The sequence below is a fragment of the Streptomyces sp. NPDC048751 genome (assembly GCF_043198595.1).
Taxonomy (GTDB): domain Bacteria; phylum Actinomycetota; class Actinomycetes; order Streptomycetales; family Streptomycetaceae; genus Streptomyces.
Window position 1 is genome coordinate 1,432,726 of the sequence record NZ_JBICUX010000001.1, and the last position, 24,621, is coordinate 1,457,346.

Sequence of the window (24,621 nt, forward strand, 5' to 3'; positions counted from 1 at the left end):
GTGACTCACCGGACCCCCCTTTCTTCCAAGGAGCCCCTTCTCATGTCCCACAAGATCACCGTCGGCGGTGTTTCCGTCGACACCCGGCACTGGATCGGCGGCGAGCGTGTCGCCTCCGCCGAGACCTTCACCGACGTCTCACCCATCGACGGAAGCGTCCTCGGTGAGATCTCCCGCGGCACCCCCAAGGAAGTCGGCGCCGCTGTCGCCGCGGCCAAGGCCGCCTTTCCTGCCTGGGCCGCCACCCCCCGCGCCGAACGCGCCCGCCTCCTGCACGCCGTCGCCGACGGTGTCGAGAAGCGGATCGAAGAGCTCGCGATCGTCGAGACCACCGACAACGGCGCGCTGCTCCGCTCGCACCGGCGCGGTGTGATGCCCCGCGTCGCGCACAACTTCCGTTTCTTCGCGGAGTGGCTGCTGGAGCTGGACCACGAGGACTTCGAGACGCGGGGGCACACGAACCACGTCAGCTGGGATCCCGCGGGGCCGTCCGTGCTGATCACGCCGTGGAACGCGCCATTGATGCTGGCGACGTGGAAGGTTGCCCCGGCACTGGCGGCCGGGAACACCGTGGTCCTCAAGCCGGCCGAGTGGTCGCCGCTCACGGCATCGTTGCTGGCGGACATCGCCGCCGAGGCCGGGCTGCCCGCCGGGGTCCTCAATGTCGTGCAGGGGTACGGCTCCGAGATCGGTGACGCCCTGACGTCCCACCCCGACGTACGTCGGATCAGCTTCACCGGGTCGGTGCCCACCGCACGGCGGATCGCCGCGTCCGCGGCAGCGAATCTCACCCCGCTCAGCCTCGAACTCGGTGGCAAGTCACCGCTGTTGGTCTTCGCGGACGCGGATCTGGACCTCGCCGTCGACCTCGCGGTGGAGCAGTACGACAACGCCGGTCAGGTCTGTCTCGCCGCGACCCGCATCCTGGTCGAGGAGACGGTCGCGGAGGAGTTCACGCGGCGGTTCGTCGAGAAGGCGTCCCGGCTGGCGCAGGGCGATCCACGGGACGAGGGCACCGACATCGGGCCGAACATCCATCCCCGCCAGCTGGAGAAGATCGACGGATTCGTGCGGCGGGAGATCGCGGCCGGGGCCCGCGCGGTCATCGGCGGGCATCGAGTGGACGGTCAGTACTACGCGCCGACGCTCCTCACCGATGTCGCCCAGGACTCGGAGATCGTGCAGGAGGAGGTCTTCGGGCCGGTCCTCACCCTTCAGACCTTCGCGGACGAGGACGAGGCGATCCGGCTCGCCAACGACACGCGCTTCGGTCTGGCCGCCACCGTCGCCACCGGCGACCGGGGACGTGCCGACCGTGTCACCGAGCGGCTCGTCGCCGGAACGGTCTGGGTCAACTGCTTCTTCGTACGCGACCTCCAGGCACCCTTCGGCGGCTCCCGGCAGTCGGGCGTCGGCCGCGAGGGCGGCACCTGGAGCTTCGACTTCTACTGCGACCTCAAGAACACCGTCACGGCACCGAACGGATGGAAGAACCATGGGTGAGATCGTCGGCGCGGGCCTGCTCGCCCACGTCCCCACCATCGTGCTGCCCGAGGCCGACCGGCTGGAGCTCAACGAGGGCAAGGAGATCACCCTCGTCACGGGACTCCGTGAACTGCGCCGTGACGTCTTCGAGGCCGGTGCCGCCGAGTACGACACCGTCGTCGTCCTCGACTCCCACTGGGCGACGACCGTCGAGTTCGTCGTCACCGCCCAGCGGCGCCGCGCGGGCCTGTTCACCTCCGAGGAACTGCCGCGCGGCATGTGCCGGATGCCGTACGACTTCCCGGGCGATCCCGAACTCGCCCACCACATCGCCTCGTTCGCCGACCGGCACGGCACCTGGATCACCGCGATCGAGGACGACTACCTGCCCATCTACTACGCCACCATCAACCTCTGGAAGTTCCTCGGCGAGGGCCTGCCCGACAAACGGTGGGTGACCATCGGCGTCTGCCAGACCGGCGACATGGAGGATCACCTGCGCCTGGGCCGCGCGCTCGCCGACGGCATCGCCGCCACTCCGGGGCGACGGGTGCTGCTGATCGCCTCGGGTGCCCTCTCGCACACGTTCTGGCCGTTGCGCGAGATCCGCGACCACGAGGCCAGCGACCCGGTCCACATCCGTACGCCCGAGGCCCGCGAGGCCGACCGCGAGCGCATCGCCTGGTTCAAGGAGGGCCGCCACGACAAGGTCCTCGACACGATGGACGACTTCTGGAAGTTCAAGCCGGAGGCGAAGTTCTTCCACTACCTGATGATGGCCGGCGCCCTCGGCGAGCGGGACTGCGTCGCCGCGGCCCGGCAGTACGGCGCGTACGAGAACTCCGTCGGCACCGGCCAGGTCCATCTCTGGTTCGACCGCCCGACCGACGGCTGGACCGGCGCCGCCGCCCCTCGTCGCCCCCACCGTCCCTAGAAAGGTCAGCCATGCCCGAGTACCGCCGCATCCTCCTCGACGGTGCCGCCGTCCAGGTCACCGTCGACGGGGACGAACTCGTCGCCGGGGACGGCCGCCGCGTCAAGGCCGAGGACGCCCAGCACCTGCCGCCGGTCGTGCCGTCCAAGGTGATCGCCGTCCACCTCAACCACCGCAGCCGGGTCGACGAGTTCCAGATCCAACTCCCCGACACGCCCACGTACTTCCACAAGCCGACCTCCGCCCTCAACTCCCACCGGGGCGCGATCGTCCGCCCCGAGGGCTGCAAGTGGCTCAACTACGAGGGCGAGGTCGCCATCGTCATCGGCAGGACCGCCCGCAACATCTCCCCGGCGGAAGCGGGGGAGTACATCGCCGGGTACACCGTCGCCAACGACTACGGCCTGCACGACTTCCGTGACACCGACGCCGGGTCCATGCTCCGGGTGAAGGGCTCCGACACCCTGTGTCCGCTCGGCCCGGGCCTGGTGACCGACTGGGACTTCCACGGCAAGCGGCTGCGGACGTACGTCAACGGCGAGGTCGTGCAGGACGGTTCCACCGACGAGATGAAGTGGGACATGCACTACCTCGTCGCCGACATCGCCCGCACCATCACCCTGTACCCGGGCGACGTCCTGCTGTCGGGCACCCCCGCGAACTCCCGGCCGGTGCGGCCCGGAGACGTGGTCGAGGTGGAGGTCGAGGGCCTGGGCCGGCTCACCAACCACATCGTCACCGGGCCCGTCCCCGTCCGCGCCGACGTCGGCGCCCAGCCCACCGAGTCCGAGGAGGTGTTGTCCACCGCGCTCGGCGGCGACTGGGAGTTCCGGGGCATCCGCCCGCCGAAACGGTGAGTGAACGGGCGGGTAAGGTCGCAGCCATGACCGACTCCGCCGAGGGTGCCGTAAGCCGTGGGCCGCGCAGGCGCATGAACTACGGGGAGGGCCGCGAGGCCCTGCTCAACGCCGCCGTGCGGGTCGTGGCCCGGGGCGGGCTGCGCAAGCTCACCTACCGGGCGGTCGCACAGGAGGCGGGAACCACCCACGGCCTCGTCGTGCACCACTTCGGCTCCCGGGACGCCCTCATCGAGGAGGCGCTCGCCCACGCCGTGCGCACCAGCCTCACCGTGAGCGACGTCGAGCCGGGCACCGGAAAGGTCGCGGACTTCTCGGTCGGACTGTCCGACATGGTCACCGCCGACCCCGACATCCAGGCCTTCCAGTACGAACTGCTCCTCGAGTCCCGCCGCCGGCCCGAACTGCTCCCGCAGCTCCGCGCCCTGTACGACGACTACTTCGACGCCACCGAGCGCGAACTGTCCCGCATGCTCCCCGGCGACGCCGGCCGCCCGCTGACCCGGCTCGTCTTCGCCGCCCTGGACGGGCTCGTCCTGCACCAGCTGGTGTTCGGCGAGCCCGAGGTCACCGACGAGGCCGTGGAGCAGCTCCGCGGCCTGCTGCGGCTGCTGGAGGCCGACGGGGAGGACGCCTCGGACGCCTCCCGAGGCACCTCCTCGGACACCGACTCCCCGACGGACGACTGACTGCCCACCCGGCCCCTCCAGGCCCTGGACGTCCGTCGTCCGGGGCCTGACCTCTTTTCGCGCGGCAATCCGCCGCCACCCCTTGCCAAACGGATAGTTCCAGCCCACCATGAGGCAACTCGTTTGGCCTGAAACGAATTCCTCTCCCCTCCCTGGCAGGTGATCCGAGTGGACAGTCAGACAGCGCTCAGGAACCAGACCGCGCCCGACACCTCCACCGCAGGCAGACTCAAGCCCAACTCGCTCGGCGTCCTGGGCATCCTCTTCTTCGTCCTCTCCGCCCAGGCGCCGCTGACCGGCATCGCGGGCTCCGTCCCCATCTCCGTCGCCCTCGGCAACGGCCCCGGCACCCCCGCCGCATACGCGGCCGCCGGTGTGATCACCCTGCTGTTCTCCGTCGGCTTCGTGGCGATGGGGCGCCATGTGGTGAACGCCGGCGCCTTCTACACGTACATCGGCAAGGGCCTCGGCCGCTCGCTCGGCACCGGCAGCGCCGGGATCGCGCTGTTCGCCTACTGTGCGATCCAGGCCGCCATGTACGGCCTGTACGGGGCGACCGTGAGCGCCCTGCTCGCGCACCACACCGGTCTGGACGCGCCCTGGTGGGCGTGTGCCCTGGTCACCATGGCGATCGTGCAGGTGCTGGGCGCGGTGGGCATCGAGATGGGCGCCAGGGTGCTGGCGGTGTTCGTGCTGGCGGAGTTCAGCATCCTGGCGGCCTTCGCGCTCGTCACCCTCGCCAAGGGCGGCGGCCCCGAGGGGCTCGGCCTCACCGAGTCGTTCTCGCCGGGCGCGGCCCTCAAGGGGGCGCCGGGCGTGGCGCTGATGTTCGCCGTGGCGTCGATGATCGGCTTCGAGGCCACCGCGATCTACGGCGAGGAGGCCCGCGAGCCCCGCCGGACCGTCCCCCGGGCCACGTACCTGGCCGTCGCCCTCGTCACCGGCTTCTTCGCCTTCACCTCCTGGATGCTGGTCTCCTCCTACGGCGCGTCCAAGGCCACCGCGGCCGCCGGGAAGGCACTGGCGAGCGGCGACTCGACGGCGTTCGTCTTCGCGCCGATCGCCGACCGGTTCGGCACCTGGGTCAACGACGTCCTGCCGATCCTGCTGGCCACCTCCCTCTTCGCCGGCATCCTCGCCTTCCACAACTCCGCCAACCGCTACCTGTTCTCGCTCAGCCGTGACGGGCTGCTGCCGCGGAGGCTGTCGTCGATCAACCGCCGCCACTCGCCGGGTGTCGCGGGCGCCGTCCAGACCGCGATCGCCGTGCTCCTGGTCGTCCCCTTCGCGCTGGCCGGCAAGGACCCGGTGCTGACCCTCTTCTCCTGGGGCAGCGGCGTCGCCGTCCTCGGGATCATGCTCCTGTACCTGCTGACCTCGGTCTCCGTGGTCGCCTTCTTCCGGCGCGACCGCCTGGACACGCGGCCCTGGAACACGCTGATCGCCCCCGCTCTGGGCGCCGTCGGGATCGCCGGCGCCCTCTGGCTGATCGTCGAGAACTTCACCACCCTCATCGGCGGCGAGCAGACCACCGCCCTCTGGCTCGAGCTCACCGTCCCGGCCGTCCTGGCCCTGGGCATGCTCGCCGCGCGACTGACCCGGGCCCGCTCATGACCGGCCGGACCACGGCCCGCTCGTGACGGTCCGGATCCCGGCCCGCTCGTGAGCATCCGCTCCTTCCATCCCGTACGCACGCGAACCCGTCGCCCGACTTGGAGGCCCCACGCATGCCGGACATCACCCACGACGAGTGGCTGCGCCGCGCCAAGGTCCTGGAGGTGTCCGGCGCGCACCACATCGACGGCGCCGACGAGAGCGGCGGGGGAGCGGCCTACGCCGTCGTCTCGCCCCGGGACGGCCAGGTGCTGGGGGAGGTCGCCGACGGCGGCGCCGCCGAGGTGGACGCGGCCGTCGCCGCCGCCCGCCGGGCCTTCGACACCGGCCCCTGGCCCCGCCTGACCCCCGCCGAACGCGGCCGTACCCTCGTGCGCGTCGCCGACCTGCTCGAAGAGCGCCGGGCGGAGCTCGCCCTCTCTGTCGCCCTGGAGATGGGCAAGCCGATCACCGACGCGTACGAGATCGAACTGCGCGCGGCCATCACCACCTTCCGCTGGTACGGGCAACTGGCCGACAAGCTCACCGACGAGTCCCCGCACACCACGCCGGACGCCCTGGCCCTCGTCACCCGCGAACCGGCCGGTGTCGTCGGCGCCGTCGTCCCGTGGAACTTCCCTCTGACGCTGGCGAGTTGGAAGGTCGCCCCGGCGCTGGCCGCCGGCTGCGCGGTCGTGCTCAAGCCCTCGGAGCACGCACCGCTGTCCGCCCTGCTGCTGGGCCGGATCGCCACCGAGGCCGGACTGCCGCCGGGTGTCCTCAACGTCGTCAACGGCAACGGTCCTGTCGCCGGGCGGGCCCTCGGCCTGCACCCCGACGTCGACGCCCTCGTCTTCACCGGCTCCACCGCCGTCGGCCGCCACTTCCTGCGCTACGCCGCCGACTCCAACCTCAAGCGGGTCTGGCTGGAGCTGGGCGGCAAGTCGCCCAACATCGTCCTCCCCGACGCCCCCGACCTGGCGAAGGCCGCCGCCACAGCGGCCTGGGGCATCTTCTTCAACCAGGGCGAGATGTGCACCGCCCCCTCGCGGCTGCTGGTGCACTCCTCCATCGCCGAACACGTCACCGAGGCCGTCGTAGCCAGGGCCCGCGCCCTGCGGGTGGGCGACCCGCTCGACCCCGCCACCGAGATGGGCGCGCTGGTCGGCGAGAGCCACCTCGCCCGCGTCCTGGACCACGTCGACGCGGGCCGCGCGGCGGGCGCCCGCCTGCGCACCGGCGGCGAGCGCATCCGCGCGGACACGGGAGGCACCTACCTGGAACCGACGGTCTTCGACCGCGTCGACCCCGGCATGCGGCTGGCCCGCGAGGAGATCTTCGGCCCCGTCCTGTCCGTCCTCACCTTCGACGACCTCGACGAGGCGGTACGGCTGGCCAACGCGACGGAGTACGGCCTCGCGGCGGGCCTGTGGACCTCCGACCTGTCCACCGCCCACCGCGTCTCCCGCGCGCTGAAGGCCGGCACGGTCTGGGTGAACTGCTACGAGGAGGGCGACCTCACCGTGCCCTTCGGGGGCATGAAGCAGTCCGGCAACGGCCGCGACAAGTCCGCCCACGCCCTGGAGAAGTACACCGAGCTCAAGACGACCTGGATCCAGCTGTGACCACGACGCCCCTACGCCCGCTCATCGCCGTCCCCGCCCGCTTCTCCGCCACCGCCTCGGCGCTGCGCCACGCGGCCGAGGTCAACGCCCGCGCGCTCGTCGAGGCGGTGTGGCGGGCCGGCGGAGAACCGGCGACCATCCACCCGGCCATCACCGACGTGCCCGCCCGCCTCACCCGCTTCGACGGCGTCCTCCTCCCCGGCGGCGGCGACCTCGCCCCGCACCGCTACGGCGCCGCCGACACCCACGACAGCGTCTACGACGTCGACGACCTCCAGGACGCCTTCGACCTCGAAGTCGCCCGCCGGACCCTGGACCTGGGCCTGCCCCTGCTGGCCGTCTGCCGCGGCCTCCAGGTCGTCAACGTCGCCCTCGGCGGCACCCTGGAACAGGACATGGGCGGCCCGGAGCGTGCGCACCGGCACGTCGTGCACCCGGTGGAGATCCGGCGCGGCACGGTACTGGAGCAGGCGACGGACGCGGAGAAGGCCGAGTGCTCCTGCTACCACCATCAGCGGGTGGACCGCCTGGGGGCGGGCCTCACCGTCACCGCCCGCGCCGCCGACGGCACCGTGGAGGGGCTCGAACTCGCCGCCGCCGCGGGGTGGTTCACGGCCGTGCAGTGGCACCCGGAGGACACCGCGCACGAGGACCCCGCCCAGCAGGGGCTCTTCGACGCCCTGGTACGAGCGGCCGATGCCGGACGTGGTTCCCGGTAGTTGGGAATATCTTTCGGCCTATGAAAGGTTGGCATATACATCTAGCCGACTCCGATGAACCGAGGCACCGTGACCACCGCACTCCCCGAGACACCTGCCGACACCGTCGCCCGGCTGCGCGCCACCTTCCGCACCGGCCGTACCAAGCCCGTCGAGTGGCGCACCGCCCAGCTGCGACGCCTGCGCGAGATGCTCACGGAGAACGGCCCCGACCTCGCCGCCGCCCTCCACGCCGACCTCGGCAAGAGCTCCACCGAGGCCTACCGCACCGAGATCGACTTCACGGTCCGCGAGATCGACCACACCCTCGACCACCTCGCCGACTGGCTGCGCCCCGAGCCCGCCCCGGTCCCGGCCCACCTCGGCGCGGACGCGCGCGCCTGGACCCAGTACGACCCCCTCGGCGTCGTCCTCGTGATCGCCCCCTGGAACTACCCGGCCCAGCTGCTCCTCGCCCCCGTGGTCGGAGCCCTCGCCGCGGGCAACGCCGTCGTCGCCAAGCCCAGCGAACTGGCGCCCGCCACCTCCGCCGCCCTGGCCCGGCTGGTGCCCGCCTACCTCGACACCGACGCGGTCGCCGTCGTCGAGGGCGGCGTCCCGGAGACCACCGCCCTGCTGGCCGAGCGCTTCGACCACGTCTTCTACACCGGCAACGGCACCGTCGGCCGTGTCGTCATGCGTGCCGCCGCCGAACACCTCACCCCGGTCACCCTCGAACTCGGCGGCAAGTCGCCGGTGTTCGTCGACCGCGACACCGACCTCGACGTGGTCGCCGACCGGCTGGCGCGCGGCAAGTTCCTCAACGCCGGCCAGACCTGTGTCGCCCCCGACTACGTCCTGACCGACCCGAAGACCGCCGCCACCCTCGAAGGCGCCCTCGCCCGAGCCGTCGAGGCGGTCTACGGCACCGACCCGCAGGCCTCCGGCGAATACGGCCGCATCGTCAACGAACGCCACTTCGACCGGCTGACCGGCCTGCTCGACTCGGGCCGTGTGGTCGTGGGCGGCCGCAGCGACCGTACGGACAAGTACATCGCGCCGACCGTGCTCGCCGACGTCGACCCCGGGTCGCCCGTCATGGGGGAGGAGATCTTCGGCCCGATCCTGCCGATCGTGACCGTCGACGGCCTGGACGAGGCCATCGCCTTCGTCAACGACCGCGACAAGCCGCTCGCGCTGTACGTCTTCTCCGAGTCCGAGGACACCCGCGGCCGCATCGCCGCGGAGACCTCCTCCGGCGGCATCGGCCACGGCCTGCCGCTTGCCCATCTCACCGTCTCCGACCTGCCGTTCGGCGGCGTGGGGGAGAGCGGCATGGGCAACTACCACGGCCGGTACTCCATCGAGACGTTCAGCCACCGCAAGGCGGTGCTGGAGAAGCCGCTGAGCTGAAGCGCCGCAGCGTTCAGCGCCACGGCTCCGTAAAGTCCTCGGCCCCGCGGGCCGGGGCTGTGCGAGACTCCGCCGATGACCTCGGAGAAGATCACCGCGGACGCCGCGGGCACCTGGAAACTCGGCGACCACACCGTCGGCCGCGTCGGCTTCGGCGCGATGCGGCTGACGGGCAGCGCCGCCTTCCACCTCGGGACGCCGAGCGACCGCGACCGTTCGATCGCCGTCCTGCGCAAGGCGGTCGAGCTCGGCGTCAACCACATCGACACGGCCGCCTTCTACTTCTCCTCGCTGCGCTCCGCCAACGAACTCATCAACAGCGCGCTGGCGCCGTACGGCGACGACCTGCTCATCGCCACGAAGGTCGGCCCCTACCGCGACTACGCGGGTGAGTGGGGCACCGCGGCCCGCCCCGAGGACCTGCGCGGCCATGTCGAGGAGAACCTCCGCCAGCTCGGCCGCGACCACCTCGACCTCGTCTATCTGCGCCGCATGCGCCAGGACTCGATCGCCGAGCACTTCGGCGCGCTCGCCGACCTGCGCACGGCGGGCCTGGTCCGCCATCTCGGCATCTCCGACGTGGAGCCCCGTCATCTCGCTCAGGCGCAGGCCATCGCGCCCGTGGTGAGCGTGCAGAACCGGTACGGGCTCGGCCACCGGGCCCCCGCGACCGACGACGTCCTGCGGATCTGCGGCGAACAGGGCATCGCCTTCGTACCGTTCTTCGCCATCGCGGGCGACGGCGGCGCACGCGGCCCGGCCTCCATCCACGACGAGGAGATCCGTGCCGTCGCGGCCGCCCACGGCGCGACCCCCGCCCAGATCCGCCTCGCCTGGACCCTCGCCCAGGGCCCCCACGTCCTCGCCATCCCCGGCACCGGCAACCCCGACCACCTCGTCCAGAACGTGGCCGCGGGGGCGCTGCGGCTGACGGACGAGGAGAGGGAGAGGCTCGACGGGCCGGGTGAGGCGTAGGGCCTGTTGCGAAAGTGGCGCCTGCCGCGCCACGCCCGGCACGCACTCTCGCCGCACCGCCCGAAAGCCCGAGTACGCCCAGTACGAGGGCTTCCGGGCGGCACGCCGAGAGCACGCACCGGACGCCGCGCGGCCGCCCTTCGGGCGACGACGCCACTTTAGTAACAGGCCCAAGGCCTCCGAGGGACGTTAAACGATCCACACCCCGTCCCGCATGAGGTGCCGCTCCGGCAGTTCATGCACCTCGCACCACGCCTGCACCGCGCGCGGCCGCACCCGGTAGTAGTCATAGAGCGCGCTGTCCTCCCGAGGATCCCACCCGGTCTTCGCGAGGAACGCGTCGGCGGCGTCCGGTGGCACCTCCCGCGCGGTGAACGTCTCCACGTCGCCGTCGATCAGCACGACGTCCCGCGTGTCCCCCGACGCCAGCCGGGCCCGGCCGCCGTCACGGAGGTTGCGGCCCGTGGGGTTGGCCGGGCGGGTCGCCAGCCACAGGGACTGGTCGTGCCAGACGAACCACAGCGGGACAAGACACGGCAGCCCGTCCGGGTCCGCCGAGGCCACCCAGATGTCGATCTCCCGCTCGAGCCGGCTCAGAACGTCCCGCTTGCGCTGCTCACGACCCCGGGACGGCTTGGTGATCTCCATCCCGGCACGCTAACCGAGCCACACCGCCCCCGCCTCGGGCCCAAGCCGCACCTCCCCTCCGCCCGCGGCCCTACGCCCGGAGGAGGTCCCGCGCGCAGGAGGTCTCGCGGCCCTACGCCCGGAGAGCTCGCGGTCCCGCGCGCGGGAGGCTCGCGGGCCCTGTGCCCGGGAGGCCCGCAGCCTTACGCCGGCAAGGCTCGGCTCCAAGCACGGGACGCTCGCGACTCCATGCGCAGGAGGCTCGCGGCGTTGCGCGGGGAAGAGTCGCGGTCCCGCGTCCGGGAGGCTCGCGGCCCTACGCCCGGAGAGCTCGCGGTCCCACGTCCGGGAGGCCCGCGGCCTGCGCCGGGAAGACTTGCGGCCCCACGCTCGGGAGGCCCGCGGCCCGGCGGGAAGGCTGGGCTCCAAGCGCGGGAGGCCCGCGGCCCCATGCGCCGGAGACGCGCAGGTCCTATGCCCGCTAGGCCCGCAGCCTTACGCCGGGAAGACTCGCGGGCCCTCTGCCCGGGAGCCCGCAGCCCTACGCCGGGAACACCCGCGGCCCCCCGCCTGAAAGGCTCGCGGCCCCACGCCCCGAACCTCGCGACCCCACGCCCCGAACAAGCGACTGGCGCCCCCGAAGTTTTACGTATAACCTCTCCCGTCAATCGCCCCTCCGGGAAGGCTCCGATGAGACGTATCGCCCTGGTCACCCTTGTCGTCGACGACTACGACGAGGCGATCCGCTTCTACACCGAGGCCCTCGGATTCCGCCTCGTCGAGGACACGCCCCGCCCCGACGGCTCCCGCTGGGTCGTCGTGCGGCCGGACACCCGGGAAGGCGGCACCGATCTGCTCCTCGCCCGCGCGAAGGACGAGGCCCAGCGAGGCCGGGTCGGTGACCAGACCGGCGGGCGGGTCGGGTTCTTCCTGCACACCGACGACTTCGCCCGCGACCACGCCCGCATGCTCGCGGCGGGCGTGACCTTCCTGGAGGAGCCGCGCCACGAGCCCTACGGATCCGTCGCCGTCTTCCAGGACCTGTACGGAAACCGCTGGGACCTGCTCCAGCCCGCCACCGACGCCACCGACTGATCTCCACAGCACCACCAGCCAAGGAAACGAAGCACATGACCGCGCCCCGCATCGACACCGACACCCTCCGCCGGCTCCCCAAGGCCGTCCTGCACGACCACCTCGACGGCGGCCTGCGCCCCACCACCGTCGTCGAACTCGCGGACGCGGTCGGCCACACCCTGCCCACCACCGACCCCGACGAGCTCGCCGCCTGGTACTTCGAGGCCGCGAACTCCGGCGACCTGGTCCGCTACATCGCCACCTTCGAGCACACCCTCGCCGTCATGCAGAGCCGCGAGGGCCTGCTGCGCACCGCCGAGGAGTACGTCCTCGACCTCGCCGCCGACGGTGTCGTCTACGGCGAGGTGCGCTACGCCCCCGAGCTGATGCTCCAGGGCGGGCTGGCCCTCCCCGAGGTCGTCGAGGCGGTGCAGGAGGGCCTCGCGGCCGGTATGGCGAAGGCGGCCGCGGCGGGCACGCCGGTCCGTGTCGGCACCCTGCTGTGCGGGATGCGGATGTTCGACCGCACAAAGGAGACCGCAGACCTGGCCGTGGCCTACCGTGACGCGGGTGTCGTCGGCTTCGACATCGCCGGCGCCGAGGACGGCTTCCCGCCCGCCGACCACCTCGCCGCCTTCGAGCACCTGCGCCGCGAGAACGTCCCGTTCACCATCCACGCCGGCGAGGCGCACGGCCTGCCCAGCATCCACCAGGCCCTGCAGGTGTGCGGCGCCCAGCGCATAGGCCACGGCGTCCGCATCACGGACGACATCCCCGACCTCGCGGCGGGCAAGCTCGGCCGGCTCGCGGGCTGGGTGCGCGACCGCAGGATCGCCCTGGAGATGTGCCCGACGTCCAACCTCCAGACCGGCGCGGCCACTTCCATCGCCGAGCACCCGATCACCGCCCTGAAGGACCTCGGCTTCCGCGTCACCCTGAACACCGACAACCGGCTGGTGTCGGGCACGACGATGACCCGCGAGATGGCCCTGCTGGTCGAGCAGGCGGGCTGGACGGTCGAGGACCTGCGCACGGTCACGGTCAACGCCCTCAAGAGCGCGTTCATCCCGTTCGACGAGCGCAGGGCCCTCATCGAGGACGTCGTCCTGCCGGGTTACGCGGCCGCGCTCTGAAGCAGCCCGCGGACGTAGGCGGCCTGTCCGACGTGCTGCAGATCGTCGGACAGGACGCTGACCAGCCGTACGCCCAGGGTGACCGGCGGATCCCAGCGCTCGTCGACGACGCGCTCCAGCTCCGCCGCGCTCAGCCCGCGCAGCGCCTTCAGCGTCTGCTCGTGCACGGCGTCGTAGTAGCCGGTCAGCAGGTCGCCGGAGTCCACCCGCACCTTGGCGACCTTCGCCGGCGTGTGGCCGTACCCGGTGTCGTGGCGTGGCAGGCCGAGACCGAACCGTTTCTCCCAGTCCTGTGCCAGCCACACCTGATCGAGGTCGAAGGCGTCCGCGAGATGGTCGTCCTGCACCCGGGTGAGGTGCCAGACCAGCCACGCGATCGAGTTGGCGTCATCGGAGGGGCGGGCGCCGAGTTCGTCGGGCCCGAGGCCCTCGACCACCGCGCGGACCTCTTCCTGGATGCGGTTGAAACCGTCGATGAGGACGTCCTTAGCATGCATACGTCCACCATCGCACCGCGCCGTCGAGTCAGGCGGGAGGGGGCTCGTCCGGGGGCGTCGCCGGGCCTCCGGCCTCCAGCAGGCCCATCAGCGCCCGCGCCGCCGGGCTGGTGGCCTGCGCGGGTGGCAGCAGGGCGACGGTCTCGTACAGGGTCTCGCCGGTGCCTTTCACCGGCAGGGCGGTGAGGGACGCGCGCTTGTGCCGGAAGTGCCGGGGCACGACGGCGATGCCCAGGCCCTCGTCCACCAGGTCGAGGAGGCTGTGCACGTCGTTCACCTCCAGCGCCACGGTCCGCCGCACGCCGGCCGCGGCGAACGCGGCGTCGGTGGTGCGGCGCGGCCCCCAGTCCGGGTGGAAGTCGACGAACACCTCGCCGCCCAGGTCCTCCGGCGTGACGGCCGCGCCGGCCGCGGCGAGCCGGTGGCTGGGATGGCACAGGACCGTCATGGGTTCGCTGGTCACCGGCACGGACCTCAGCTGGTCGGTGTCCTCCTGCGTCCGGACCACGAACGCCAGGTCGAGCCGCCCGGCCGCGACCTCCTCCGCCAGCGCCCCCGAGCCCGCCTGGCGCAGGCAGATCTCCACATCCGGGTGCTGCCGCCGGAACGCGGCCAGCAGCCCGGCCACGTTCACCCCGGCGATGCACTGCTCCGAGCCGAGCGCCAGCATGCCGCGCAGCACGCCCTGCACCGCGGCCACCGCCTCGTGCGCCGCCCGCACCTGCGCCAGGATCCGCTCCGCCTCGCCCAGCAGCGCCCGGCCGGCCGGGGTGAGCGTCACCCGGCGGGTCGTGCGCACGAACAGCGGCGTCTGAAGCTCCCGTTCCAGTGCCCGGATCGAGGCCGACAGACCCGACTGGGACACCAGCAGCCGCTCCGCCGCCCGGGTGAAGTGCTGGTCCTCGGCGACCGCGACGAAATGCTGGAGATGGCGCAGTTCCATGACTGAGAAGCGTATCCGCTGAATCCCATCGGATTCTTCTGTTGGACCACTGGCCGCAGGTCGCGAAAGAGTGGAGCCCGGATTCACCTCGTGCCAACCCCTCTGGAGTCGCGTTGTACACCGCACACCCCGACCGCTACACCGAGATGCCCTACCGGCGCACCGGACGCAGCGGCCTGAAGCTCCCCGCGCTGTCGCTCGGCCTGTGGCACAACTTCGGCCCGGACCGCTCGGTCAGCACGCAGCGCGCCATCCTGCGCCGTGCCTTCGACCTCGGCATCACCCACTTCGACCTGGCCAACAACTACGGCCCTCCGCCCGGCGCCGCCGAGTCCGCCTTCGGCGAGGCGCTCAAGGCGGACTTCGCGTCGTACCGCGACGAGCTGATCATCTCCACCAAGGCCGGCTACCTGATGTGGCCCGGCCCGTACGGCGAGTGGGGTTCGCGCAAGTACCTGCTGTCCTCGCTGGACCAGAGCCTGACCCGGATGGGCCTGGACTACGTCGACATCTTCTACTCGCACCGCCCCGACCCGGAGACTCCCCTGGAGGAGACGATGGGCGCCCTGCACTCGGCGGTCCAGCAGGGCAAGGCGCTGTACGTCGGCATCTCCAACTATTCCGCGGAGCAGACCCGCGAGGCCGCCCGCATCCTGGGCGAGCTCGGCACCCCGCTCCTCATCCACCAGCCGCGCTACTCGATGCTCGACCGGCGCCCGGAGGACGGGGGCCTGCTGGACGCGCTGGACGAGCTCCAGGTCGGTTCCATCGTCTTCTCCCCGCTGGAGCAGGGGATGCTCTCCGCGCGCTACCTCGACGGCATCCCGGAGGACTCGCGGGCCGCGAGCGACAGTCCGTTCCTGAACTCCGACGCGCTCACCGAGGAACTGGTGGCCACGCTGCGCGCCCTGAACGAGATCGCCGAGGCGCGCGGCCAGACCCTGGCCCAGATGGCCCTGGCCTGGGTCCTGCGCGGCGGCCGGGTCACCTCCGCCCTCGTCGGCGCGAGCAGCCCGCAGCAGATCGAGGACAGCGTCGGCGCGATCGAGAACCTCGACTTCGACGCGGACGAGCTGGCCCGCATCGACGCGGTGATCAAGCGGTAGGACACTCGCACACGCAGGGGTCCCGAAGGCGCTCCGCCCGCCTCCGGGCCCCTTCGGCCACCCGCCTCCGGGCCCCTTCGGCCACCCGCCTCCGGGCCCCTTCGGCCACTGAAGCACTCCTCGGACGGCGGAACTCATCACTCCTCTTCACTCGTCACTCCGCGTGATCAATGGCCCGCCCCGAGGGCCTGCTCACCGGGTCCGTCGCGATCCGGCCAAGGGATCCGCTGAATATGCCAACAGAGTGGCCAAAAAGTCATGGTGACACTGTGTCAGGAGGGGCGATACTCAAAGTAGGGACTGTTGAAAGACAGACGAGCCGTAGGGAAAGCGAGGCCGCACCGGCACAGCGATCGACGTTCGGGGGAGTGGGGCGTGCACGACGAATTCTTATGCCATGTCACCGCATACGGCGTCTGCGGCGGCCGACGGATCGGCGTACCACTGGGCACCTACCGGGCGCCCACCCTGGCACTGGCCCTGTGGTGGCTGCGCGACCGGGCCTCCTGGATGGCCGAGCGGCTCGACCCGCGGCCGGAGAGCGGGGCGTTCCCCCCTGGCGCGCTCGTCCCGGTCGCCGACACCGTGCGTGACGTACCGGGGCTGTTGCGCGCCTGGTGTGCGGACGTCGACCGACAGGAACTGGTCGCCGACGAACTGGCCGCCGGACGCCTGGTGCGGATCGCCGTCAGTGACGACACCACCGAGTACGAACTGCTCGCCGAGTCCGTCGACGCGCTGCGCATGCAGCGGGTGATCCCGGCGCTGGTCGTGCCCGTCGCCTGACCCCGAACGACGCCTCCCTGTCGGCCGGGCGTACACATGAGCGGATCGATAGAATCCTGCCATGGCGGAGCGGCCTGTCGCCTCGACAGCGCCCGAACTCGTGCTGAAGACCGAGACGGGCTCCGTGGTGATGAGCCCGAGCCACGCCTACCGCGTCGGCCGCGACCCGCTCGGCGACATCGTCCTCGACGACTCCCGGGTCTCCTGGCACCACGCGGTCCTCAAACCCGACGGCGACCACTGGACGCTCCAGGACGAGCAGAGCACCAACGGCACCTACGCCGACGGCGGCCGCGTCCACAAGTGGGACGTGGGCCCCGGCAGCGTGCTCCGCTTCGGCAGCCCCTCCGACGGCCCGTGCGTCGTCCTGGCCGGCCGGCCACCACCGGCACCGGAACGCCTGTCCGCCGTCGCCAACCCGGTCCTGACAGGAACGTACCGGCAGCCCACCTCCGTACGCCCCCTGCCCACCCGCGCCTTCCGCATCGGGCGCGAACCCGACAACGACCTCGTCCTCCACGACCTGGTCGTCTCCCGCCGCCACGCCGAGCTGCACACCCTGCCGGACGGCACCTTCGAGATCGTCGACCTCGGCAGCCACAACGGCACCTACCTCAACGGACAACGCGTCGAGGACCGGGCCCGGCTGGGCCCCGGGGCCATCGTCGGCATCGGCCACTCGGCGTTCTGCCTGGTCGGGGACGAACTCCAGGAGTACGTCGACACCGGCGACGTCTCCCTCGACGTACAGGACCTCTCCGTCGCCGTGGACCGCGGCCGCAAGGCGCTGCTGGACCATGTGTCGTTCCCGGTGGGGCAGAAATGCCTGCTCGCGGTGGTCGGCCCGAGCGGCGCCGGGAAATCCACCCTCCTCAACGCCCTGACCGGCCAGCGGCCCGCCGACCACGGCACCGTCCTGTATGACGGCCGCGACCTCTACCGCGACTACGCCGAACTGCGCCAGCGCATCGGCCTGGTCCCGCAGGACGACATCCTGCACGCCCAGCTGACCGTGCGCCGCGCCCTGTCCTACGCCGCCGAACTGCGCTTCCCGCAGGACACCGCGAAGGCAGAGCGCCGAGAAAGGGTCGACGAGGTCATCCGCGAACTGGGCCTCGAACAGCGCGCCCGGCAGCCCGTGCACAGCCTCTCCGGCGGTCAGCGCAAGCGGGTCAGCGTCGCCCTGGAACTGCTGACCAAACCCTCCCTGCTCTTCCTCGACGAGCCGACCTCGGGTCTCGACCCCGGCATGGACCGCTCGGTGATGCACATGCTGCGGGGCCTCGCCGACGACGGCCGCACCGTCATCGTCGTCACGCACAGCGTCCTCAGCCTGGACGTCTGCGACCGGCTCCTCGTGCTCGCCCCCGGCGGCAGGACCGCCTACTACGGACCGCCCGAGGAGGCTCTGGAGTTCTTCGGCTTCACCCAGTGGCCGGAGGCCTTCGAGGCGTTCGAACGGGACACCGAACGGGACTGGGCGGAGGAGTACCGCGCCTCCGGCTTCCACCGCCGGTACGTGGCCGACGCGACCGCGCAACCCAGCCGGCCCCGCTCCGGGCCGGTCATCATGACACCGCCGCCCCGGCCGCGCAGCCGCGGCGCCCAACTCGGCACCCTGGTCCGCCGCTACACCGCAGCCCTCGGTGCCGACCGCACCTTCCTGGTCATCATGGTCGCGCTGCCCTTCGTGATGGGCGCGATGGCCCGCGCCCTGGCCGGTGGCGCGCTCACCCGCGACACCGCGATGAACGCGCTGCTGATCCTGTGCGTCGGCGGTGTCCTCACCGGCGCGGCCAACGCCGTGCGTGAACTCGTCAAGGAACGCGTGATCTACCGGCGGGAGAGGGCCGTCGGCCTGTCCAGATCGGCGTACCTGATGTCCAAGGTGGTGGTGCTCGGCACGGTCACGGTGTTGCAGGCCGTGGTGCTGACCCTGGTCGCCCTCTACGGCGTCGACCTCGGCGCGCCCGGCGGGGGCGGCGTGTTGCTGCCGCCGCTCGTCGAGATCACCGCGGCCGTCGCCCTGCTGGCCTTCACGGCGATGATGCTGGGCCTGCTGGTCTCCGCGCTGGTGCGCAAGGAGGAGGTGACGATGCCGCTGCTGGTGCTGCTCGCCATCGTCCAGGTGGTCTTCTGCGGCGCGCTGCTGAAACTGGACGGCGTGCCCGGCCTGGAGCAACTGGCGTGGCTGGTGCCCTCACGGTGGGCGCTCGGCGCGATGGCCGGCACCCTCGACCTGGCCCGGATCGTGCCCGGCGACCTCACCGGCGACCCGCTCTTCCGGCACTCGACCGGGGTGTGGCTGCTCGACATCGCCATGCTCGTCGTCCTCTCGGCCCTCTTCGGCCACCTGGTGTCCCGGCTGCTGCGCCGGCACGAACCCGCCGTGATGCGGAAGTAGGAAGCGGGCGGTGCGATGACGACTGCCGAGGCACGGCGACGACGCCCCCTGGTGTCCGGCCCACGGTGTCGCTCGACCCGCTGCTGCTGCCGATGCGGCTGCTGGAACGGCGCGGGTTGGCCCGTGTCGTCCACGAGACCCCGGCGGGCCGCCCGCCGTTCCGCCGCGACGACGGCATGGCCCTGCTCCGGGCCCACCGGTACGCCGGTTCGCTTCAGCCTCCCGGCACTTCGCCCCGCCGCCGCACTCCTCGGGCGAGCAGCCCGCCCAGGAAGCCGGCGACCAGACCCCACAGCAGGGCGAGGCCCACGGCCGTCCAGGTCTCCGGGCGTAGGAACAGCTCCCCGGAGAGGCCGTCGACGAGGTCTTCGATGCCCAGCACCGACAGGCCGTAGTGCGCGTCGACACGGCCGACCAGGCAGATCATGAGGACCGTGAGGGCGAGCGCGACGGCCATGTGCACCGCGTGCTGCCAGGGGCGCGTACGGGCCGGTGAGCGGGCCGCCATCACGAACGCGGCGGCCGCCAGCAGCACCGCGTCCACGGCGAGGAGCCACCACACCCGGCCGTCCTGCTCGGCCAGCGTGCGCAGGTTGAGTGTGGCGGAGTCGGGGGAGCGCAGCACCTCGTCGAGCACATGCGGCATGGGCAGCCCGAAGGGGCCCTCCACCCGGCCGTTCCAGGTGGCGCCCAGACCGATCGTCAACGCGAGCCAGACCAGGTTCGGCAGCCCGAGCAGGATCACGGCCAGTGTCTCCACCGGATGGCCGCGCGTCACCGCGACGACGAGGGCGACGACGACACCCAGGGCGACGCATGCGAGCAGCAGGGCGACCATGGCGTACGCGGCCGGACGCACCGACTCCTGGAAGCGCAGCAGACGGGCCGGCAACGGTGCCCCGCGCGCCACCAGCAGGGCGAGCAGGAGGACGCCGGCCAGCCACAGGAGACCGAAGAACAGCGTCGCCGGTACGTCCGTCCTGAAGCCCACCTTCGGTGTGACGCCGAAGATGTCGCCGAGCTCGTCGATCGTCTCTTCCCCCACGGAGAGCGTGAACGTGTGACGGGCGGCCAAGGCCACGGCCAGGAGCGCGAGCAGCCACACGACGGCGATCCGGGCCGCCCAGCCGGCGAGTTCCCCGGCGCCGGCGACCGCCCTGTGCCGCAGCGGCCGCAGGAACCCCGCGGCGATCACCAGGGCCCCCGTCAGGGTGACCGACAGCGGGATCACGGTCAGCCCGGCCTTCGTGTCGGCGAGGTCTCCGGCGTTACCGGAGAGCTCCACGGTGCCGCCCACCGCCGTGACCACGGTCGCCGCGACCACCCGCGGAAACGCCCCGTCCGGCAGATCGGCCGCCCCCGCCGCCCACAGCCCCAGCGCGGCGACGACCCCCATCGCGACCAGGCCGACCAGGGCGGAACCCCCGGCCCGCACCCAGCCGTGCGGCGCCACCACGCGCTCGGACCGCATCACCGCACTCACGCCGACCACGCTAGGCAGCCCCGGCCGACCCTGCCTGCCGAGCGGCACGAGTGGATCGCCCGCCTCGCCGGAGTCCCCCGGATCGTGAATCGCAACACACGTTCGACGAGGGCGTAACTGTCCCGGGAGTGTCTTGCCCGGGCCGGGGTACGAGCACTGGTGCAGCAAGCGTCCGGCCAGGCCGGCCTCCGAGAGAGAAACGCATGATCGAGCACCTGGACGGGGCAGTGATACCGACTGGTTTCGATGTGCCCGTGGACCCGCTACGGCGGGCAGCGCACTACACCGGTGAACCGGGATGCATCGCCGAGGCGCGCAGCTTCGCCGCGCACTTCGTCGACACACTCAGGACCGAGTGGTGCGCCATGATCGACGATCGGCTGGGCGGCGACCTGCTCCTGGTGGTGAGTGAGCTGATCACCAACGCGGACCGGCACAGCAACGGGCCGTACATCCTGGAACTGGAAGGCACCGACGACAGCGTCACGGTGAGCGTCTACGACAGCAGCGCCGCCCTGCCGCTCCGGTTCCCGCGCGACCCCCGGCGGGTCGGCCGGCACGGTCTGGAGATCGTCCACGCGCTGGCCGCGTCGGTCACCGCGGAACGCGTGCCGGTCGGCAAGCGCGTCAGCGCCGTGATGCGGCTGGGCGAGCCGCCCAAGAAGTGACGTCGTCCGAGAAGCGACGTAGACCAAGAAGAGACGTAGACCGAGAAGCGACATCGGTCGAGAGCTGACCTGGACCCGTCGATGCCGTCCCGCCTTTCTCGGGCGGGACGGCATCCGTGACTCAGGGGAGCGCGGCCGCTGTGTCAGGCGCAGCCGAGTTCGCCCAGCATCCCCTCACGCAGCCGGGTGATGATGCGCTTGATCAGTCGGGAGACGTGCATCTGCGAGCAGCCGAGCCGTTCGCCGATCTCCGCCTGGGTGGCCTCCTCCACGAACCGCATATGGATGATCTGCCGGTCGCGTTCGCTGAGTTCGGCCATGAGCGGGGCGAGCGACTGGAAGTCCTCCACCAGCTGTAGCCCCGCCTCCTCCACTCCGATGAAGTCGGCGAGGACCGCCTCGCCGTTCTCGGGGCCGTCGCCGGTGAGCGCGGCGTCCAGGGACGAGGAGTTGTATCCGTTCGCGGCGATCTGGGCCTCGACGACCTCGTTCTCGGAGAGGTTCATCAGCGTGGCGAGCTCCGCCACAGTCGGCTCCCGGTCGAGACGGCTGGAGAGCTCGTCGCGCGCCTTGGCCAGCTCCACCCGCAGCTCCTGCAGGCGCCGCGGAACGTGCACCGCCCAGGTGGTGTCCCGGAAGAAACGCTTGATCTCACCGACGATGTACGGCAGCGCGAACGACGTGAACTCCACCTCGCGCGACAGCTCGAACCGGTCGATGGCCTTGATCAGACCGATCATCCCCGTCTGGACGATGTCCTCCATGTCGTCCCCACGGCCCCGGAACCGGCCGGCCGCGAACCGCACCAGGGAGATGTTCATCTCGATCAGGGTGTTGCGCGCGTACTGGTATTCGTGCGTGCCTTCCTCGAGTTCCGCGAGACGCCGGAAGAACTGCCTCGACAGTTCCCGGGCGTCCCGCGGAGCCACACGCCGCGGCTCCTCGACACCGGGCAGTGGTCCGCCGCCCGTGCTGGTCCCGGCGGTCTTCTCGACGACCTGCGCCTCCGACCCGATCACGGCGGTGTCCATTACCTCTCCCTAAAGTCACGGTTCGACGTGTACATCTTCCGCTGAAAGCGAAGAGCGCGTGGCTCTCTGAACGGCGAATACCCGGGCTTCCCCATCGCATGCCCCCCGAACCGTGGAAGTGACGAAAAATCGACGGCAGCGTACACCCGGAGCGCCCAGGATGGCGCTATGGGCGACATGACCGATTCCTTCGATTCCACCGAGGGCGGAACGCGGACACCTCTCCCACCGCGGCACGGGATCCTAGTCTGAGGGGGTGACGAGCCAAGCGACCGACCAAGCCCGTGTCATCCCGCTGCGACCCGCGCCCGCGACGCCGGCGCCCGCACCGGCACCCCGGGAGCCCCTGTGGCGCGACCTGATCGGCGATGTCCTCAGGCGGGAACGCCTCGCTCAGGAACGCACCTTGAAGGACGTCGCCGAGGCCGCCCGGATCTCCATGCCCTACCTCTCCGAAGTGGAGCGCGGCCGCAAGGAGGCCTCCTCCGAGGTCCTCGCGGCCGCCGCCCAGGCCCTCGGACTGGGCCTGGGCGACCTGCTGTCGCTGGCGCAGCGCGAACTCACCCGGCACTCGGCTCGGACCGGCCGCCCCTCCACGACGGCGTACAACGGGCCGCTCTGCCTGGCCGCCTGACCAACCTTGCCCGCCGGCGCCTCAGACCGTCACGGGGCGCCGGCTCAGCACCTCGTCGGCCAGCCCGTACGCCACCGCCTCCCGCGCGGTGAACACCTTGTCGCGGTCCATGTCCGCCCGCAACGAGGGGATGTCGTGATGGGTGTGCCGGGCCAGCACCTCCTCGACCTGGGAGCGGATCCGCACCATCTCCTTGGCCTGGAGCGCCAGATCGGAGACGGTGCCCTGCCGTCCGCCGCTGGCGGGCTGCCCGAGCAGCACGCGCGCGTGCTCCAGGACGCACCGCCGACCGGGATCCCCTCCGGCCAGCAGTACGGCCGCCGTCGAGGCCGCCTGTCCGACGCAGACCGTCGAGATCGGTGCCCGCACGAACGTCATCGTGTCGTAGATCGCCATCAGCGAAGTGAACGAGCCGCCGGGCGAGTTGATGTAGATCGCGATCTCGCTCTCGGGCGCCGACGACTCCAGATGGAGGAGTTGCGCGATGACCACGTTGGCGACGCCGTCGTCGATCTCCGTACCGAGGAAGATGATCCGCTCCGACAGCAGCCGGCTGAACACGTCGTAGGACCGCTCACCCTGCGAGGTCCGCTCGACGACGTTCGGAATCGTGTACGTCCCCATGTCACAGCCCCATCCGTCGTCGGGCGGACGCGGGGCGCACGTCGGTCAGCGACTCGACGACCCGGTCCACGATGCCGTACTCCCTGGCTTCCTCGGCCGTGAACCAGCGGTCACGGTCGCCGTCCCGGGCGATCGTCTCCGGGGTCTGACCAGTGTGCTCGGCGGTGATCCGCTCGATGGTCCGCTTGGTGAACTCCAGGTTCTCCGCCTGGATCTCGATGTCCGCGGTGGTGCCGCCGATCCCGGCCGACGGCTGGTGCATCATGATGCGCGCGTTCGGCAGCGCGTACCGCTTGCCGGGCGCGCCCACGCCGAGCAGGAACTGGCCCATGCTGGCCGCGAACCCCATGGCGAGCGTGGAGACGTCGTTGGGGATGAGGCGCATCGTGTCGTAGATGGCGAGACCGGCGTGCACCGACCCGCCGGGGCTGTGGATGTAGAGGCTGATGTCGGTGCGCGGGTCCTCCGCCGAAAGGATCAGCAGCTGGGCGCAGACCCGGTTGGCGGAGATCTCGTCGACCTGGGTGCCCAGCAGGACGATGCGCTGGGCGAGCAGTTGGGCGGCCAGGTGGTCGTCGAAGCGCGTCGGAGGGGTGTCGCCCTCCTCGGCGCGCGGGGCGAACATGGTGAGTGGAGTCATCGGGTCTCCTCGTGGTCGCGGGATTGCCGTCGACTCCACTGTTGACCTCCGACGACGTCCGTACGAGGTTTCTCTGCCCGGGGCAGATTCGCCACGGGCAGAGCGCGAGCAGGCCGGCTCCCGCGGGGCGAGGATCAATCGCGGTGCGACCGATGAGTTCCGCGGTGAGGATCGGTCGATACAGGTGACTGCGTTCCACGCCCCAGGAGGTACTCATGACCACCGACGGTTTCACCACGTGTCTCTGGTTCGACGGCCAGGCCGAGGAAGCCGCGCACCACTACGTGTCGATCTTCAAGAACTCCAGCGTCGGGAAGGTCACCCGCTACACCGAGGCCGGACCGGGCACCCCCGGGACCGTGCTCACCGTGGACTTCACGGCGAACGGCCAGAAGTTCGTCGCGCTGAACGGCGGCCCCGAGTTCAAGTTCAACGAGGCGATCTCCTTCCAGATCGACTGCGCCGACCAGGAGGAGGTCGACTACTACTGGAACAAGCTCATCGAGGGCGGCGGCGAGCCCGGCCCCTGCGGCTGGCTCAAGGACAAGTACGGCGTGTCCTGGCAGGTCGTCCCCGGCCGGCTCATGGAGATGGTCACCGGCCCCGACCAGGAGAAGGCCGCCCGGGCCATGAAGGCCATGCTCGCCATGGGCAAGCTCGACATCGCCACGCTGGAGAAGGCGTACGAGGGCGAGTGAG

At 71.4% G+C, this 24,621-nt stretch carries 24 protein-coding genes; 17 read left to right on the top strand and 7 right to left on the bottom strand.

The features are described 5' to 3' along the window. The first annotated feature begins 42 nt into the window (after window positions 1-42). The 9 genes from ACGFNV_RS06475 (at window position 43) to ACGFNV_RS06515 (ending at window position 10,269) form a co-directional block, all read left to right on the top strand. Window positions 43-1,503: an aldehyde dehydrogenase gene (locus ACGFNV_RS06475; protein ID WP_393619813.1), complete on the top strand. Its 1,461-nt coding sequence runs from the start codon at window positions 43-45 to the stop codon at window positions 1,501-1,503. Next, entirely contained in the window at window positions 1,496-2,419 is a 924-nt protein-coding gene (locus ACGFNV_RS06480; protein WP_393619815.1) for a 3,4-dihydroxyphenylacetate 2,3-dioxygenase, read from the top strand. Before ACGFNV_RS06475 ends, ACGFNV_RS06480 begins: the two co-directional genes overlap by 8 nt. An 11-nt stretch (window positions 2,420-2,430) precedes the next feature. Then, the gene (locus ACGFNV_RS06485; protein ID WP_393619816.1) at window positions 2,431-3,276 is read left to right on the top strand and encodes a fumarylacetoacetate hydrolase family protein; all 846 of its coding nucleotides are present in this window, start codon (window positions 2,431-2,433) and stop codon (window positions 3,274-3,276) included. A 26-nt stretch (window positions 3,277-3,302) separates the two neighbouring features. After that, complete coding sequence (locus ACGFNV_RS06490; protein WP_393619818.1) at window positions 3,303-3,965, top strand: TetR/AcrR family transcriptional regulator; 663 nt, start codon at window positions 3,303-3,305, stop codon at window positions 3,963-3,965. Window positions 3,966-4,133: 168 nt separating this feature from the next. Next, on the top strand, window positions 4,134-5,579 hold the full coding sequence (locus ACGFNV_RS06495; protein ID WP_393619819.1) for an APC family permease: 1,446 nt from the start codon (window positions 4,134-4,136) through the stop codon (window positions 5,577-5,579). 113 nt (window positions 5,580-5,692) lie between these two features. Continuing rightward, the gene (locus tag ACGFNV_RS06500; RefSeq protein ID WP_393619821.1) at window positions 5,693-7,183 is read left to right on the top strand and encodes an aldehyde dehydrogenase; all 1,491 of its coding nucleotides are present in this window, start codon (window positions 5,693-5,695) and stop codon (window positions 7,181-7,183) included. After that, window positions 7,180-7,902: a gamma-glutamyl-gamma-aminobutyrate hydrolase family protein gene (locus tag ACGFNV_RS06505; protein ID WP_393619823.1), complete on the top strand. Its 723-nt coding sequence runs from the start codon at window positions 7,180-7,182 to the stop codon at window positions 7,900-7,902. The genes ACGFNV_RS06500 and ACGFNV_RS06505 overlap by 4 nt, the downstream gene beginning before the upstream one ends. Before the next feature lie 54 nt (window positions 7,903-7,956). Continuing rightward, window positions 7,957-9,294, top strand: coding sequence for an aldehyde dehydrogenase family protein (locus ACGFNV_RS06510; RefSeq protein WP_393619824.1), 1,338 nt, complete (start codon window positions 7,957-7,959; stop codon window positions 9,292-9,294). 75 nt (window positions 9,295-9,369) lie between these two features. Next, a complete protein-coding gene (locus tag ACGFNV_RS06515) occupies window positions 9,370-10,269 on the top strand; it encodes an aldo/keto reductase (RefSeq protein ID WP_393619825.1) in 900 nt (299 codons plus the stop codon). A 189-nt stretch (window positions 10,270-10,458) separates the two neighbouring features. On the opposite strand, the gene ACGFNV_RS06520 is transcribed toward ACGFNV_RS06515, so the two are convergent. Beyond that, window positions 10,459-10,917, bottom strand: a complete 459-nt coding sequence (locus tag ACGFNV_RS06520) for a pyridoxamine 5'-phosphate oxidase family protein (RefSeq protein ID WP_393619827.1) — start codon at window positions 10,915-10,917, stop codon at window positions 10,459-10,461. Window positions 10,918-11,586: 669 nt separating this feature from the next. Between ACGFNV_RS06520 and ACGFNV_RS06525 the strand changes: the two genes are divergently transcribed. Together ACGFNV_RS06525 and ACGFNV_RS06530 are read left to right on the top strand one after the other, a co-directional pair. Beyond that, window positions 11,587-11,991: a VOC family protein gene (locus ACGFNV_RS06525; protein ID WP_393619829.1), complete on the top strand. Its 405-nt coding sequence runs from the start codon at window positions 11,587-11,589 to the stop codon at window positions 11,989-11,991. Window positions 11,992-12,026: 35 nt separating this feature from the next. Continuing rightward, the gene (locus tag ACGFNV_RS06530; protein ID WP_393619830.1) at window positions 12,027-13,106 is read left to right on the top strand and encodes an adenosine deaminase; all 1,080 of its coding nucleotides are present in this window, start codon (window positions 12,027-12,029) and stop codon (window positions 13,104-13,106) included. On the opposite strand, the gene ACGFNV_RS06535 is transcribed toward ACGFNV_RS06530, so the two are convergent. Both ACGFNV_RS06535 and ACGFNV_RS06540 read right to left on the bottom strand, forming a co-directional pair. Further along, a complete protein-coding gene (locus ACGFNV_RS06535) occupies window positions 13,088-13,603 on the bottom strand; it encodes a DinB family protein (protein WP_393619831.1) in 516 nt (171 codons plus the stop codon). The two genes, ACGFNV_RS06530 and ACGFNV_RS06535, sit on opposite strands and share 19 nt — an antisense overlap. A 28-nt stretch (window positions 13,604-13,631) precedes the next feature. Beyond that, window positions 13,632-14,546, bottom strand: a complete 915-nt coding sequence (locus ACGFNV_RS06540; RefSeq protein ID WP_393619832.1) for a LysR substrate-binding domain-containing protein — start codon at window positions 14,544-14,546, stop codon at window positions 13,632-13,634. 113 nt (window positions 14,547-14,659) lie between these two features. Here ACGFNV_RS06540 and mgrA point away from each other — a divergent pair, with 113 nt between their 5' ends. From mgrA to ACGFNV_RS06555, 3 genes are all read left to right on the top strand, one after another. After that, on the top strand, window positions 14,660-15,652 hold the full coding sequence (gene mgrA, locus ACGFNV_RS06545) for an L-glyceraldehyde 3-phosphate reductase (protein WP_393619833.1): 993 nt from the start codon (window positions 14,660-14,662) through the stop codon (window positions 15,650-15,652). Window positions 15,653-16,027: 375 nt separating this feature from the next. After that, window positions 16,028-16,438, top strand: a complete 411-nt coding sequence (locus tag ACGFNV_RS06550; protein WP_393619834.1) for a hypothetical protein — start codon at window positions 16,028-16,030, stop codon at window positions 16,436-16,438. Between the two features lie 61 nt (window positions 16,439-16,499). Continuing rightward, window positions 16,500-18,842 (top strand): FHA domain-containing protein, encoded by a 2,343-nt coding sequence (locus ACGFNV_RS06555; RefSeq protein ID WP_393619836.1) that lies wholly within the window; start codon window positions 16,500-16,502, stop codon window positions 18,840-18,842. A 214-nt stretch (window positions 18,843-19,056) separates the two neighbouring features. On the opposite strand, the gene ACGFNV_RS06560 is transcribed toward ACGFNV_RS06555, so the two are convergent. Beyond that, window positions 19,057-20,313 carry a streptophobe family protein gene (locus ACGFNV_RS06560; protein ID WP_393620060.1) on the bottom strand — a complete coding sequence of 419 codons (1,257 nt, stop codon included), beginning with the start codon at window positions 20,311-20,313 and terminating at the stop codon, window positions 19,057-19,059. A gap of 215 nt (window positions 20,314-20,528) precedes the next feature. Between ACGFNV_RS06560 and ACGFNV_RS06565 the strand changes: the two genes are divergently transcribed. After that, complete coding sequence (locus ACGFNV_RS06565; protein WP_393619837.1) at window positions 20,529-20,993, top strand: ATP-binding protein; 465 nt, start codon at window positions 20,529-20,531, stop codon at window positions 20,991-20,993. Between the two features lie 143 nt (window positions 20,994-21,136). On the opposite strand, the gene ACGFNV_RS06570 is transcribed toward ACGFNV_RS06565, so the two are convergent. Beyond that, window positions 21,137-22,024 carry an RNA polymerase sigma factor SigF gene (locus ACGFNV_RS06570; protein WP_393619839.1) on the bottom strand — a complete coding sequence of 296 codons (888 nt, stop codon included), beginning with the start codon at window positions 22,022-22,024 and terminating at the stop codon, window positions 21,137-21,139. A 256-nt stretch (window positions 22,025-22,280) separates the two neighbouring features. Between ACGFNV_RS06570 and ACGFNV_RS06575 the strand changes: the two genes are divergently transcribed. Beyond that, window positions 22,281-22,658, top strand: a complete 378-nt coding sequence (locus ACGFNV_RS06575) for a helix-turn-helix transcriptional regulator (protein ID WP_133924998.1) — start codon at window positions 22,281-22,283, stop codon at window positions 22,656-22,658. A gap of 21 nt (window positions 22,659-22,679) precedes the next feature. On the opposite strand, the gene ACGFNV_RS06580 is transcribed toward ACGFNV_RS06575, so the two are convergent. Beyond that, window positions 22,680-23,282, bottom strand: coding sequence for a ClpP family protease (locus tag ACGFNV_RS06580; protein ID WP_393619841.1), 603 nt, complete (start codon window positions 23,280-23,282; stop codon window positions 22,680-22,682). A 1-nt stretch (window position 23,283) separates the two neighbouring features. Then, on the bottom strand, window positions 23,284-23,922 hold the full coding sequence (locus ACGFNV_RS06585; protein ID WP_393619843.1) for an ATP-dependent Clp protease proteolytic subunit: 639 nt from the start codon (window positions 23,920-23,922) through the stop codon (window positions 23,284-23,286). A gap of 215 nt (window positions 23,923-24,137) precedes the next feature. Here ACGFNV_RS06585 and ACGFNV_RS06590 point away from each other — a divergent pair, with 215 nt between their 5' ends. Beyond that, window positions 24,138-24,620, top strand: coding sequence for a VOC family protein (locus tag ACGFNV_RS06590; RefSeq protein ID WP_393619845.1), 483 nt, complete (start codon window positions 24,138-24,140; stop codon window positions 24,618-24,620). Window position 24,621 lies beyond the last annotated feature (1 nt).

What these genes read in the sequence shown, in the direction of transcription:
- ACGFNV_RS06475 (WP_393619813.1), top strand. Translation starts at nt 43, where the DNA reads ATGTCCCACAAGATCACCGTCGGCGGTGTTTCCGTCGACACCCGGCAC.
- ACGFNV_RS06480 (WP_393619815.1), top strand. Translation starts at nt 1,496, where the DNA reads ATGGGTGAGATCGTCGGCGCGGGCCTGCTCGCCCACGTCCCCACCATC.
- ACGFNV_RS06485 (WP_393619816.1), top strand. Translation starts at nt 2,431, where the DNA reads ATGCCCGAGTACCGCCGCATCCTCCTCGACGGTGCCGCCGTCCAGGTC.
- ACGFNV_RS06490 (WP_393619818.1), top strand. Translation starts at nt 3,303, where the DNA reads ATGACCGACTCCGCCGAGGGTGCCGTAAGCCGTGGGCCGCGCAGGCGC.
- ACGFNV_RS06500 (WP_393619821.1), top strand. Translation starts at nt 5,693, where the DNA reads ATGCCGGACATCACCCACGACGAGTGGCTGCGCCGCGCCAAGGTCCTG.
- ACGFNV_RS06510 (WP_393619824.1), top strand. Translation starts at nt 7,957, where the DNA reads ATGAACCGAGGCACCGTGACCACCGCACTCCCCGAGACACCTGCCGAC.
- ACGFNV_RS06515 (WP_393619825.1), top strand. Translation starts at nt 9,370, where the DNA reads ATGACCTCGGAGAAGATCACCGCGGACGCCGCGGGCACCTGGAAACTC.
- ACGFNV_RS06520 (WP_393619827.1), bottom strand. Translation starts at nt 10,917, where the DNA reads ATGGAGATCACCAAGCCGTCCCGGGGTCGTGAGCAGCGCAAGCGGGAC.
- ACGFNV_RS06525 (WP_393619829.1), top strand. Translation starts at nt 11,587, where the DNA reads ATGAGACGTATCGCCCTGGTCACCCTTGTCGTCGACGACTACGACGAG.
- ACGFNV_RS06530 (WP_393619830.1), top strand. Translation starts at nt 12,027, where the DNA reads ATGACCGCGCCCCGCATCGACACCGACACCCTCCGCCGGCTCCCCAAG.
- ACGFNV_RS06535 (WP_393619831.1), bottom strand. Translation starts at nt 13,603, where the DNA reads ATGCATGCTAAGGACGTCCTCATCGACGGTTTCAACCGCATCCAGGAA.
- ACGFNV_RS06540 (WP_393619832.1), bottom strand. Translation starts at nt 14,546, where the DNA reads ATGGAACTGCGCCATCTCCAGCATTTCGTCGCGGTCGCCGAGGACCAG.
- ACGFNV_RS06555 (WP_393619836.1), top strand. Translation starts at nt 16,500, where the DNA reads ATGGCGGAGCGGCCTGTCGCCTCGACAGCGCCCGAACTCGTGCTGAAG.
- ACGFNV_RS06560 (WP_393620060.1), bottom strand. Translation starts at nt 20,313, where the DNA reads ATGCGGTCCGAGCGCGTGGTGGCGCCGCACGGCTGGGTGCGGGCCGGG.
- ACGFNV_RS06565 (WP_393619837.1), top strand. Translation starts at nt 20,529, where the DNA reads ATGATCGAGCACCTGGACGGGGCAGTGATACCGACTGGTTTCGATGTG.
- ACGFNV_RS06570 (WP_393619839.1), bottom strand. Translation starts at nt 22,024, where the DNA reads ATGGACACCGCCGTGATCGGGTCGGAGGCGCAGGTCGTCGAGAAGACC.
- ACGFNV_RS06580 (WP_393619841.1), bottom strand. Translation starts at nt 23,282, where the DNA reads ATGGGGACGTACACGATTCCGAACGTCGTCGAGCGGACCTCGCAGGGT.
- ACGFNV_RS06585 (WP_393619843.1), bottom strand. Translation starts at nt 23,922, where the DNA reads ATGACTCCACTCACCATGTTCGCCCCGCGCGCCGAGGAGGGCGACACC.
- ACGFNV_RS06590 (WP_393619845.1), top strand. Translation starts at nt 24,138, where the DNA reads ATGACCACCGACGGTTTCACCACGTGTCTCTGGTTCGACGGCCAGGCC.